The organism is Pseudomonas sp. FP2300, assembly GCF_030687595.1.
GTDB classification, from domain to species: Bacteria; Pseudomonadota; Gammaproteobacteria; order Pseudomonadales; family Pseudomonadaceae; genus Aquipseudomonas; species Aquipseudomonas bijieensis.
Genome location: NZ_CP117440.1, coordinates 150,226 through 161,898 on the forward strand (window position 1 = coordinate 150,226; position 11,673 = coordinate 161,898).

The following is an 11,673-nucleotide window of genomic DNA, read 5'->3' on the forward strand; positions in this document are numbered from 1 at the left end:
GGTCAACTTTAATCAAATCAACGACATCTGTCGGCCCGGCGGACAGAAGGCATCGCAATCAAGAGTGTACCCGTCGCGGCGCTCAAGCCCCAAGCGCTTGAGTGCCTTGGCGAAACGCTGGGCCAGCAGGTCGGCGAACGGGCCCTCGCCGCGCATCCGCGCACCGAAGCGGCTGTCATACAGTTCACCGCCGCGGCTCTGGCGAACCAGGCTCAGCACGTGGGCGGCGCGTTGCGGGTAGTGCGCCTGCAACCACTCCTCGAACAGCGGCGCGACTTCCAGCGGCAGGCGTAGCATGACGTAGGCGGCATTCTGGGCGCCGGCGGCGTGGGCTTCGGCCAGCAGGCTTTCGATCTCGCTGTCATTGATCATCGGGATCATCGGTGCACACAGCACCCCCACGGCAATACCCGCCTCGCGCATGACCTTGATCGCCCGCAGCCGTGCCTTGGGTGCCGCCGCGCGGGGTTCGAGAATGCGCTTGAGTTCATCGTCCAGGGTGGTGAGGCTGATCATCACGTGCACCAGGCGTTGTTGCGCCAGCTCGGTCAGCAGGTCCAGGTCGCGCAGGATCAACGACCCCTTGGTGACGATGGTCACCGGATGCCGATAACGCAGCAGCACTTCGAGAATCCGCCGGGTGATCCGTTGTTCGCGCTCGATAGGCTGATAGGGATCGGTGTTGGAACCCAGTGCGATCGGCGCGCATTGATAGCCGCGCCGGGACAATTGCTCTTCCAGCACATCGGCGGCATTGGTCTTGGCGATCAGCTTGGTTTCGAAATCCAGCCCCGGCGACATGTCCCAATAGGCGTGGCTGGGCCGCGCATAGCAGTAGATGCAGCCGTGTTCGCAGCCGCGGTACGGGTTGATCGAGCGGTCGAAGGGAATATCGGACGAGGTGTTGCGGGTAATGATGGTCTTCGCCATTTCGATGCGCACTTCGGTGCCCTGGGTTGGCGGGACTTCCTGGTGCCAACCGTCATCTTCAGCCACCGAGCGACTCGGGGCGAAGCGGTTGTGCGGGTTGGTCGCGGTGCCGCGGCCGCGAGGTGGAAGGGAGGCTGGCATGGGAATGCTCCGATAGCTGTATGTGCATACAGTATTCGCTGTATTCGATTAAGGCCAGTGCCATTCAGCAGTCCAAATACCGGATCATCGTTCACAACACTTTGACGTTCTCCTCACAGGCTTTTAACCGCAGCGAGCCGAAACTGATCATCTCGTATTCCTTCGTTTTCGGTCGTTCGTGCATGCTCAAGCTCTGTTCCCGTTCACTGCTCTGCCTGGCCTTGCTCATCGGGTTGGCCGAAACTTCCGCCCAAGCGGCTGATTCCACTGAGGCGAGGCCCGCTGAATGGGCGCAACCGGTGGAAAAGGACTACAACCTCTACCAGATGTCACCGACGCTCTACCGCAGCTCCCTGCCGGACGGCGGAGCGCTGCCTTTGCTGACGAAGCTCAGGATCGGCACGGTCATCACTTTCCTGCCGGAGTCGGACAAGCGCTGGCTGTCCACCCCGGGCATCGAGCAGGTGCAGTTGCCCTATCGCACCAATCACGTCGATGACAGCGACATACTCAGGGCCTTGCGCGCCGTCCAGGCGGCCGAAGCCAAGGGGCCGGTGTTGATGCATTGCAAGCACGGCTCGGACCGCACCGGATTGGTGGCCGCCATGTACCGGGTGGTGGTACAGGGCTGGAGCAAGGAGGATGCGTTGAACGAAATGACCGAAGGTGGCTTCGGTGACAGCCATCATTTCAAGGACGGCGTTCGCTACATGATGCAGGCCGATGTCGACAAACTCCGCACGGCGTTGGCGAACGGTGATTGCAGCACCAGCGTCTTTGCCCTTTGCTCCCTGGAAAGCTGGGTCAACTCGACCACGACGACGCGTCATCTTGACCCTCAGATTGTGCTTCCCGAACGCTGATCGGTTACGTCTCCAAAAACGCCGAGATCGATTCAGACAGCGGTCGTGAGTCGCTCGGCCCGAAAATCGTCTCGCGCAACGCCCGCCCGGTTTCCCGGTTGAACAGTCCGTCGCGCTCGAAGCGCTGGAATACGGTTTTCGCCAATTCCTTCGCCCAGGCATAGGCGTAGATCCCGGCCCCATAGCCGGTCACCATATAGTCCAGGCCATTGGGCCAGCGTTCGTTTGCAGACATCGGCAGATGCCCGACCTGTGCGCTGACTTGCGCGAATACTTGTTGGGCAGTGCGTCCGTCGCCGTGGCTGCGGTGCAACTCTACGTCGAACAGCGCATCACGCAAGAAAGAGGCGCTGTCCCAACTGGTCTGGGTATGGAGGTAAACCAGCAACTGATCGGCGATGTTGTCCGGCAAGGGCGCCCCGGTTTGGTGATGTTTGGATACACGAATCAGGCATGGCTTGGAGAAGCACCATTGCTCGAACAAAACCCCGGCGAATTCGGCCGTATCCCGGGACAGCTCCGAGATCCCGGAAACGACGCGGTATTCAGCCCGGGTCAAGATGTGGTGCAGGCAATGGCCGAACTCGTGAAAGAGGATGCGCAGTTGCCGATGATCCAGCAACACCGGGTTTGCACCTGAGCCACGCGGCAACCAGCCATGCAACGCGGCGATGGGGTGCCGAGGCCGGCCCTCGGCGGTGATGCGGCGGTTGCGCAGGGTGGTGGTATTGGGGAAGCCGTCCTGATGTGCATCCTCGAACGGGTCGAAATAGAGGTAACCCAGGGTCTCATCCCGCTCGCGGATTTCAAAAAGACGCACGTCCGTATGCCACGTCGCCACATCCTGACGTTCAACGATGTTCACGCCGAACAGGTCCCTGGCGATCAGTAACAGTTGTGCGAAAGTCGACTCCAATTCAAACCAGGCACTGGCGGCCTGCTCCGAAACCCCAGTCGTTTGCCGCCGAAGTTGTTCTGCCAGGTATTGATAATCCCAAGGCTGGAGCCTCCTGAAGCCTTGCGTCGTGGCAAATGCCTGCAGTTGTTTTGTGTCCCGGACAAATGCGCTGTGCCGCTGGGCGAGCTGTGTTTGCAGGAAGGCCAGGACCTGTTCAGGCGACTTGGCCTGCTCCGGCTCAATCGCCATTTGAGCGTAATTCGAATAGCCCAGTAACGTGGCCTGTTGATGACGATCCCTGAGCAATTGCGCGAGTACTTCACCGTTGTCGAACGCGCCGGCATGCGGCCCTTGGTCCGACGCGCGCGTGCTGAAGGCGACGTACATTTGCTTGCGCAAAAGGTGATCGTCAGCGTAACGGGTGACGATGCGAAACGACTCCTCATTGAGCGTCAGCAGCCAGCCCTCACGCCCGGCCTCACGCGCCTGGTCGACCATGCGTTGCTTGAAAGACGGCGGCAGGCCGCTCAGTTGAGCTTCATCGTCAAACGTTTTGCTCCAGGCTTTATTGGCTTCGTGCAGGTGCTCCAGGAACAAGCTCTGGGCACCTTGGATGCGTAGCTGCAGGTCTTTCAAGTCTGCCTGTGCGGTGTGCGCCAACCCGTTCTGGCGAAACTGCCGGAGGATCTTTTCCAGGGTTCTTTTTCTCGCTGGTGTGAAATGCCGGGCTATCGGGCTGTTCGCCAAGCGCTGGAAGAGTTGGAACAGTTCGGGGTGTTGTTTCAACGACCGCTGGTAATCGTGCAACCGTTCGCTGCAGTCGAGTGAAGCCTGGGTCCAGGCGTCGCCTGTCCTGGTCAAGGTCAGGCGCTTGAGCACATAGTCGAAACCTTTCAGCCGGGCGTGGATTTCGTCCATCGCCAGCACGAGGTCGTCCCAGGTGGGGAACGGTGTCTGGGTCTTGATGATGTCGGCTACTTGATCGCGGCTCTCGGCAAGAATCCGGTCGAGGGCCGGCGAGAAATGCCGGGCTTGGATCTGGGAAAAAGGTGGCAGGTCATGGGCCTGCAACAGCGGGTTGTCATCGTTGGGCATCGGAAACCTTCCATGGACTGAACGGGATGAGCAGTCTGGGCAGGAAGGTGGGCGGCATGGCGATATATATGTATCGCTTCCGGGCCGTGGGGCCCGGAAGGTGATGCCGAAGATGTCAGTCGGTTTTTTTCTTCAACTTGGGGTTGGGGAAAAACTGCACCGCCTGGACCTTGGCATCCGGCACTTTAAGCGCCGAGGTGTTGACCCGGGTGCCCAATTCCTTGGGCACCGACAGGCCTTGCTCGTTGAGTGTGTCGGAGTAACCGCAGGCCACGCATTCACGGTGCGGTACGCCGTCTTCGTTCCACATCATCAGTTTGTCCGGCTCGCTGCAGGCCGGGCAGACCGCCCCGGCGATAAAGCGTCTCTTGGTAATCACGGGCCCCTCGCTCATGCTGCCGCGTCCTCGGTCAGGCCGCTATGGCGCAAGAGTGCGTCAATCGACGGCTCACGGCCACGGAAGTCGACGAACAGCACCATGGGCTCCTGGGAACCGCCACGGGCCAGGATGGCTTCGCGGAAGGCACGACCGGTGGCAGCGTTGAGCACGCCGTCCTCTTCGAACTTGGAGAACGCATCCGCTGACAGTACTTCCGCCCATTTGTAGCTGTAGTAGCCCGCCGCATACCCGCCGGCGAAAATGTGCGCAAAGCTGTTGGGGAAGCGGTTATAGGCCGGCGGACGCATGACCGACACCTCGTCGCGCACGCCTTCGAGCACTTGCAGCACGCCGCGTCCGTCGCCGTGGGTGGCGTGCAGCTCGAAGTCGAACAGCGAGAACTCCAGTTGGCGGACCATCATCAGGCCGGACTGGAAGTTTTTCGCCGCGAGCATTTTTTCCAGCAGGTCCTGGGGCAGCGGTTCGCCGGTTTCGTAGTGGCCGGAAATCAGCGCCAGGCCTTCAGGCTCCCAGCACCAGTTCTCCATGAACTGGCTTGGCAGTTCCACGGCATCCCAGGCCACGCCGTTGATGCCGGACACGCCAGCGTGCTCGACGCGAGTCAGCAGGTGGTGCAGGCCATGGCCGAACTCGTGGAACAGGGTGGTGACTTCGTCGTGGGTCAGCAGCGCCGGCTTGCCGCTGTCGGCCGGGGTGAAGTTGCACACCAGGTTCGCCACAGGGCTTTGCAGTACACCCTCGATCGTACGGCGACGGTCGCGGGCGCCGTCCATCCAGGCGCCGCCACGCTTGTTGGCGCGGGCGTAGAGGTCGAAGAAGAAGCGGCCGACATGCTGGCCGTTCTCCTTGATTTCGAACAGGCGCACATCCGGATGCCAAGTGTCGAAACCTTTCAGTTCGGCGATTTCGATGCCGTACAGGCGTTGCACGATGGCAAACAGGCCGCTCAGCACTTTGTCGATCGGGAAGTAGGCGCGCAGGGCTTCCTGGGCCACGCTGTAACGCTGCTGGCGCAGTTTTTCACCGTAGAAACCGCTGTCCCAGCTTTGCAGGTCGGGGCAGCCCTGTTCGGCGGCGAAGGCTTTGAGCTGCTCCAGGTCCAGGGCGGCGAACGGCTTGCTGCGCTTGGCCAGGTCACGCAGGAAGCTGAGGACCTGATCGCTGGATTCGGCCATCTTGGTCGCCAGGCTCAACTCGGCGAAGTTGGCGAAACCGAGCAGTTGGGCCAGTTCCTGACGCAGGTCGAGGATCTGTTCCATCACCGGGCCGTTATCGTTCTGACCGGCATTCGGGCCCTGGTCGGAAGCGCGGGTGCAGTACGCCGCGTAGACTTCTTCACGCAGGGCGCGGTCTTCGGCGTAGGTCATCACCGCGTAATAGCTGGGGAATTCCAGGTTGATCAGCCAGCCGTCCAGTTCCTTGGCCTGGGCAGCCGCGGCCATTTGCGCCTTGGCCGAATCGGTCAGGCCGGCGAGGGCGGCTTCATCGGTGACGTGCTTGGTCCAGGCCTGGGTTGCATCCAGCAGTTGATTGGAGAAGCGGCTGCCCAGCTCGGAGAGTTTGCTTTGCACTTCGGCGTAACGCTTCTGCTGCTCGGGCGGCAGGTCGATGCCCGACAGGCGGAAGTCGCGCAGGGAGTGTTCCAGGATGGTTTTCTGCGCCACGTCGAAACCAGCGGCTTCGGGGCTGTTGGCCAAGGCTTCGAAAGCCTGGAACAGTTCGCGGTTCTGGCCCAGTTCCGTGGAGTAGGCACTCAGCGCCGGCAGGCAGGCCTCGTAGGCCTCGCGCAGTTCAGGGCTGTTGCGCACGGCGTTCAAATGACTGACCGGGCTCCAGGCGGCGCCCAGGCGATCATTGAGCTCGTCCATCGCCAATACCAGGCCGGCCCAGGTAGGCTGCTGGACTTGGGTCTTGAGGAGTTCGGCGATGGCGGCACGGTTGTCAGCCAGGATCTGCTCGATGGCCGGTTGCACGTGCTCGGCACGGATCGCCGAGAATGGCGGCAGGTCATAGGGCTGTAAAAGAGGGTTGTTCACGCTCACGGTCGACACCTTGGCTGGAAGAAACATGGGCCCATCTTAATTACAATCGACGTTCACCGCAGCTAGCAGCGCCTATCACTGGATAAGAGAGAGCCTATCGTGACCCTTCGTACGTACCAGAACCACAGCCCGCGGCTAGCCCGTGGCGCTTTTGTCGACAGCACCGCGGTGGTGATCGGCGACGTCGAAATCGGCGAAGACAGCTCTGTCTGGCCGCTGACGGTGATTCGCGGTGACATGCACCGCATCCGTATCGGTGCGCGTACCAGCGTCCAGGATGGTTGCGTGCTGCACATCACCCATGCCGGTCCCTTCAATCCCGATGGCTTCCCGCTGTTGATCGGCGACGACGTGACCATCGCCCACAAAGTCATGCTCCATGGCTGCACCGTAGGCAGTCGGATCCTGATCGGCATGGGCAGCATCGTCATGGACGGCGCGGTGGTCGAAGATGATGTGATCATCGGTGCCGGCAGCCTCGTACCGCCGGGCAAGCACCTGGAAAGCGGCTTCTTGTATGTGGGCAGCCCGGTGAAACAGGCCCGGCCACTGACTGACAAGGAGCGCGCTTTTTTCACTTACAGCGCGGCGAACTACGTGAAGCTCAAGGATCTGCATCTGGCTGAAGGTTACGACCGGCCTTGATGGGTTTGTCACTGTTCTTACTTGTTTGATTCATCGTGGCGAGGGAGCTTGCTCCCGCTTGAGCGCGAAGCGCTCACAAAAAATGGGTCTGCTGCGCCCGAAGCGTCGGACCGGCCCAGCGGGAGCAAGCTCCCTCGCCACGTGATGCCACTACCAGGACCTGCAATGCACTACCAGATCGTACTCTTCGACCTCGACGGCACCCTCACCGACCCCCGCGAGGGCATCACCCGTTCGATCCAGTTCGCCTTGAGCAAACTGGGCATCGACGAACCCGACCTGACCCGCCTTGAACACTTCATCGGCCCACCTTTGTTGCAGGCCTTCATGCAGTTCTATGACTTCGACGAAGCGAAGGCCTGGGAGGCGGTGAATTTCTATCGTGAGCGATTCAAGGTCACCGGCCTTTATGAGAACCGTGTCTTCGACGGCGTGATGCCGCTACTGGAAACCTTGGGCGGCCAAGGGCGCCAGTTGTACATCGCCACCTCCAAGCCCTGGGTCTTCGCCCGGGAAATCGCCCGTCATTTCGACTTCGCCCGGCACTTCAAGGTGATCTACGGCAGCGAACTGGACGGCACCCGCACAAACAAGGTCGAACTGATTGCCCACCTGCTGGCCGAAGAAAGCCTCGACCCGGCCAGCACCCTGATGATCGGCGACCGCAAACACGACCTGATCGGCGCCCACAGCAATGGGCTGGATGCGGCAGCGGTGGGGTATGGGTTTGGTAGCCATGAAGAACTCAGCGCCGAGCGCCCGGCGTATCACTTCCAGACGGTGGACGAGCTGCATCAGGCGTTTTTGCGGGGTTAGTCATATTGCAATCGCGGGCAAGCCTTGCTCCCACATCAGGACCGGAACTGGCTTGGCGCTACCCCGCTCCAGCGCACGAAGGCATGGCGAAAACTGGCGGTTTCGCTGAAGCCCAGGCGTTCGGCGATGCGATGGATCGGCAACTGGTCCTCGCAGAGCATCTGCTTGGCCCGTTCGAAACGCAGTTCATCCAACAGTTCCTGGTAGCTGCAACCCAGGTCCTTGAGGTGCCGGCGTAAGGTGCGCGCCGAGCAGTTCATTTGTTCGGCCAGGCCTTCCAGTCCGGGAGCGGCGTCCAGTTGGGCGGCGAGCAGCTGGCGAATCCGCCCCAGCCAGGCCTGGCGGCCGGTGAACTCGGTGTTCTGCCGGCGGCAGCGTTCGGCCATGGCGTGATGGGTGATGGGGTCGGCCAGGGGCAAGGGTTGGTCGAGCCAGTGTCGCTCGAAAGCGAAAGCATTATCGACGCTGTCAAAGCGCACTGGGCAATCGAATAGCGCTGCGTAACGCGCCTGGTAATCGGGTGCCGGATGTTCGAAGCGTGCTGCGCGCAATGGCAGCGTGTGGCCGAGCAGGTCGTTGCAGATGATATTCAGCGAAACCATGCAGAACTCGGCATTGAACACCGCCAGGGCCGGGTTTTCCCGATAATCGCTGGCGCTGAACCATATGCAGTCGCCGTCATCGTCCAGGTTCAGGTCGAAGAGTGTTCCCAATAGCGCCGGATAGCGCAGCGCCAGGCGCAAGGCGTCACCTAAGGTGGCACTGGTGAGCAGGGCGTAGCCGAGCATGCCGTAGGACGAAACGTGCATGCGCAGGCCCAGTTCCAGGCCGATGTCGCGCTTGAGGGCCACGGCGTTGGCGCAGACCTGCATCTCCTGGTTGGTGGTGATGCGCGTGTCGGCCCGGCTCAGGTCCGCCGCGCTGATGCCGCTGCCGGCCAGCAACGCATCACTGGACAGCCCTTCGCTTTTAAAGGTGCTGAGTACCAGTGAGACGGCGTTCAGGGTGGTGAGGTGAGAATGAAGCATGTCCGTTTCCAGCCTGGGGAAGCTGGAAACGGAGCAAGTTATATGCCGGGCGAAGATTGCAAGGCTTGAGCGGGCCCTGTGGGTGTCAGCTCAGCTCGCCACACAGGTCCAGCTCCACCAGCCGCCGAACTTCGTCTACCGGCAAGCCCGCGCCAATCAACGCCTGCAACTTGCCAAGCGCAGCCTCGCGAGTCATGCCGCCGCCGGAGAGTACGCCAACGCCACGCAAGCGACTGCCAGCCTCGTACACGTCCAGCTCGACGCCACCTTCATGGCATTGGGTCACCGCCACCACCACCACGCCGTTGTCCCGCGCTCGCTCGAGGCTGGCGAGGAAGGCCGGGTTGTCGCTCGGCCCGGTACCGCTGCCATAGCACTCCAGCACCAGACCCTGGATGCCGCTACCCAGCAGGCCATCGAGGATCTGCGCGCTGATGCCGGGAAACAGTGGCAGCGCCGCGATGTTCGCCAATTGCTTGGGCTGGTCGTAATTCAACTGCACCGGCAGGGAGGATGCCTTGGCGCCGCCGCCCTGGCGCTCCAGGCGCTTGAATGGGTGACGACCGAAGCTGCGCACTTTCGCGCAACGGGTCGGTGCCAGCAGTTCGCCGTGGAAGTACAGGTGCACGCCCGGCGCCAGGCCATGGCCGAGCGCGACCAGTGCGCCGCTGAGGTTTTCCCAGGCGTCGCTGTCGGTCACGCCGGCGGGCAACATGGAACCGGTGAAGCAGACCCGCGCATGCAGGCCCAGCAGTTGGAAGCTCATCGCCGCTGCGCTGTAGGCCAGGGTGTCGGTGCCATGCAGGATCAGTACGCTGTCGCAGCCCTGCACGTCCACGGCATCGACCACTGCTTCGCGCAGTTGCTGCCAGTAGGCCGGGGTCATGTTGGCGCTGTCGATCAGCGGCGACATTTCCCGGAAGCGCCATTGCGGCACGACGAGTTCGGGTTGGCTGTGCAGGTAATCACGCATCCGCGCTTCGAAACCGGATGCCGGGGCCAGGCCGTGGGCGCTGGCCTGCATGCCTATGGTACCGCCGGTGTAGAGCACCATGACGTGCTGGGCGGCGGGGTAGGTGGTGGAATTCATGGTTGTTCTCCGAGGACGAAAACGGCAGCTTGGGTTAGCCGCCACAACATAAGGTCGAGCATGACGCCGACCTTATGCTGTGTCACGCCGGGCGCAGGGGATGCGCCCGGTTTTTTCCAAACAGCTTGTTACCGATCAGCGTTGCGCTGCGGTCACGCCAGCAACAGCGGCGTCAGGCTTGGTAACCGGCGTCGAGGGGGTCGCAGGCCAAGCCTTGCGGTCCAGGTCCAGATCCGGGAACTTGCTGGAGTCGAAGACTGGCGTCTTGATACCGGCCGAACGCTGGTCATCGTAGTCGCGCAGGATGCGCATGCCGACCTTGAACAGCAGGAACAGCGCGATCAGGTTCACGAACGCCAGCAGGGTCATGGTGATGTCGGCGAAGGCGAACACGGTGCTGAGGTTTTCGATGGCGCCCCAGAAAATCAGGAGCAGGACCAGCGCGCGGTAGGCGATCAGGGCCTTGCGGTTTTCACCCAGCATGAAGCGCAGGTTGTTTTCGCCCAGGTAGTAGTTGTAGAGGATCGAGGTGAAGACGAACAGCGCCAGGGCCACGGAGATGAACATCCGGCCCCAGTCACCGACTACGGCTGCCAGGGAGTTCTGGGTCAGGGCAATGCCGTCGCCTTCGAAGCCTGGGGTGTAGAAGCCCGACAGCAGGATCAGCAGCGCGGTGCAGGTGCAGATCACGAAGGTGTCGAGGAACACGCTGAACGCCTGTACCACGCCCTGGGCAACCGGGTGCTCGACGGAGGCTACGGCGGCCACGTTAGGCGCACTGCCCAGGCCGGCTTCGTTGGCGAACACGCCACGCTTGACGCCCATGACGATGGCACTGCCGATCAGGCCGCCAAAGGCCTGGTCGAGGCCGAAGGCGCTCTTGACGATGGTCGCCAGCATGGCCGGTACGTGGTCGAACTGCAGCACGATCACGTAAATGGTCACGGCGATGTATGCCAGGGTCTTGACCGGTACCAGCAGGTCGGCAACCTTGGCGATACGCTTGATCCCACCGATAAACACCAGGCCCAGCAGCACCGCCAGGCCCAGGCCGGTGTAGGTGGTGTCGAAGCCGAAGGCGTTGTTCAGCGAGTGGGTGACCGCGTGGGCTTGCAGGCCGTTGAAAGCGAAGCCGAAGGTGACCAGCAGCAGGAACGCCATGATCATGCCCAGCCAGCGCTTCTGCAGGCCGTGCTGGATGTAGTAGGACGGGCCGCCACGGTACTGGCCTTCGGAGTCGCAGCGCTTGTAGAGCTGGCCGAGGGAGCATTCGAAGAAGCTGCTGGACATGCCGACCAGAGCGGTCACCCACATCCAGAAGACTGCACCCGGACCGCCAAGGGTCACGGCGATGCCGACACCGGCAATGTTGCCCGCGCCGACACGGCCAGCGAGGCTGAGCATCAGGGCCTGGAAGGAGCTGAGCTGGTCGGTGCTGCTTTTCAGACTGTCACGGAAGACCGTGAACATGTGAAAGAAATGACGGAACTGTACGAAACGCGAGCGGATCGTGAAGTAGCCACCGAGCCCGACAATGAGCACGATCAGCACTTTCCCTGAAAGGAAGTCGTTGATGACTTCGAGCATGAGTATTCCTCGCTGTTTTTTGTTTAAGCAAATACTGGCCATTTGGAAACATTGCGTTACATCGGTCGGCGCGCGGCACGACAGGTGAGGGCGATGTTGCGTCCCGGTCCATTTTTTGCGGGTTTGTTATTAGTTCGG

The 11,673-nt window shown here is 61.7% G+C and carries 10 protein-coding genes; 3 read left to right on the forward strand and 7 right to left on the reverse strand.

The window, feature by feature from the left end:
- Window positions 1–12 precede the first annotated feature (12 nt).
- Entirely contained in the window at window positions 13–1,071 is a 1,059-nt protein-coding gene (locus PSH86_RS00635; RefSeq protein ID WP_176688834.1) for a PA0069 family radical SAM protein, read from the reverse strand.
- Window positions 1,072–1,253: 182 nt separating this feature from the next.
- On the opposite strand from PSH86_RS00635, the gene PSH86_RS00640 reads away from it, so the two are divergent.
- Complete coding sequence (locus tag PSH86_RS00640) at window positions 1,254–1,934, forward strand: tyrosine-protein phosphatase (RefSeq protein ID WP_176689602.1); 681 nt, start codon at window positions 1,254–1,256, stop codon at window positions 1,932–1,934.
- Window positions 1,935–1,938: 4 nt separating this feature from the next.
- On the opposite strand, the gene PSH86_RS00645 is transcribed toward PSH86_RS00640, so the two are convergent.
- The 3 genes from PSH86_RS00645 to prlC all read right to left on the reverse strand — a co-directional run bounded on the left by PSH86_RS00645 (window position 1,939) and on the right by prlC (window position 6,396).
- The gene (locus PSH86_RS00645) at window positions 1,939–3,927 is read right to left on the reverse strand and encodes a M3 family metallopeptidase (protein ID WP_305487149.1); all 1,989 of its coding nucleotides are present in this window, start codon (window positions 3,925–3,927) and stop codon (window positions 1,939–1,941) included.
- A gap of 115 nt (window positions 3,928–4,042) precedes the next feature.
- Window positions 4,043–4,321, reverse strand: coding sequence for a YheV family putative zinc ribbon protein (locus PSH86_RS00650; RefSeq protein ID WP_047230061.1), 279 nt, complete (start codon window positions 4,319–4,321; stop codon window positions 4,043–4,045).
- Window positions 4,318–6,396 (reverse strand): oligopeptidase A, encoded by a 2,079-nt coding sequence (prlC, locus tag PSH86_RS00655; protein ID WP_204334268.1) that lies wholly within the window; start codon window positions 6,394–6,396, stop codon window positions 4,318–4,320. The genes PSH86_RS00650 and prlC overlap by 4 nt, the downstream gene beginning before the upstream one ends.
- A gap of 72 nt (window positions 6,397–6,468) precedes the next feature.
- Between prlC and PSH86_RS00660 the strand changes: the two genes are divergently transcribed.
- Complete coding sequence (locus PSH86_RS00660) at window positions 6,469–7,014, forward strand: gamma carbonic anhydrase family protein (protein WP_163855899.1); 546 nt, start codon at window positions 6,469–6,471, stop codon at window positions 7,012–7,014.
- A 165-nt stretch (window positions 7,015–7,179) separates the two neighbouring features.
- A complete protein-coding gene (locus tag PSH86_RS00665; protein ID WP_232201372.1) occupies window positions 7,180–7,830 on the forward strand; it encodes an HAD family hydrolase in 651 nt (216 codons plus the stop codon).
- A gap of 35 nt (window positions 7,831–7,865) precedes the next feature.
- Here the strand turns inward: PSH86_RS00665 and PSH86_RS00670 are convergent, their stop codons facing one another.
- From PSH86_RS00670 to PSH86_RS00680, 3 genes are all read right to left on the reverse strand, one after another.
- Window positions 7,866–8,858 carry an AraC family transcriptional regulator gene (locus tag PSH86_RS00670; RefSeq protein ID WP_109752944.1) on the reverse strand — a complete coding sequence of 331 codons (993 nt, stop codon included), beginning with the start codon at window positions 8,856–8,858 and terminating at the stop codon, window positions 7,866–7,868.
- Between the two features lie 85 nt (window positions 8,859–8,943).
- Window positions 8,944–9,948: an asparaginase gene (locus PSH86_RS00675; protein ID WP_109752945.1), complete on the reverse strand. Its 1,005-nt coding sequence runs from the start codon at window positions 9,946–9,948 to the stop codon at window positions 8,944–8,946.
- 135 nt (window positions 9,949–10,083) lie between these two features.
- On the reverse strand, window positions 10,084–11,535 hold the full coding sequence (locus PSH86_RS00680) for a sodium:alanine symporter family protein (protein ID WP_305487159.1): 1,452 nt from the start codon (window positions 11,533–11,535) through the stop codon (window positions 10,084–10,086).
- Between the last annotated feature and the right edge of the window lie 138 nt (window positions 11,536–11,673).

What these genes read in the sequence shown, in the direction of transcription:
- PSH86_RS00650 (WP_047230061.1), bottom strand. Translation starts at nt 4,321, where the DNA reads ATGAGCGAGGGGCCCGTGATTACCAAGAGACGCTTTATCGCCGGGGCG.
- prlC (WP_204334268.1), bottom strand. Translation starts at nt 6,396, where the DNA reads ATGTTTCTTCCAGCCAAGGTGTCGACCGTGAGCGTGAACAACCCTCTT.
- PSH86_RS00645 (WP_305487149.1), bottom strand. Translation starts at nt 3,927, where the DNA reads ATGCCCAACGATGACAACCCGCTGTTGCAGGCCCATGACCTGCCACCT.
- PSH86_RS00665 (WP_232201372.1), top strand. Translation starts at nt 7,180, where the DNA reads ATGCACTACCAGATCGTACTCTTCGACCTCGACGGCACCCTCACCGAC.
- PSH86_RS00680 (WP_305487159.1), bottom strand. Translation starts at nt 11,535, where the DNA reads ATGCTCGAAGTCATCAACGACTTCCTTTCAGGGAAAGTGCTGATCGTG.
- PSH86_RS00675 (WP_109752945.1), bottom strand. Translation starts at nt 9,948, where the DNA reads ATGAATTCCACCACCTACCCCGCCGCCCAGCACGTCATGGTGCTCTAC.
- PSH86_RS00635 (WP_176688834.1), bottom strand. Translation starts at nt 1,071, where the DNA reads ATGCCAGCCTCCCTTCCACCTCGCGGCCGCGGCACCGCGACCAACCCG.
- PSH86_RS00640 (WP_176689602.1), top strand. Translation starts at nt 1,254, where the DNA reads ATGCTCAAGCTCTGTTCCCGTTCACTGCTCTGCCTGGCCTTGCTCATC.
- PSH86_RS00670 (WP_109752944.1), bottom strand. Translation starts at nt 8,858, where the DNA reads ATGCTTCATTCTCACCTCACCACCCTGAACGCCGTCTCACTGGTACTC.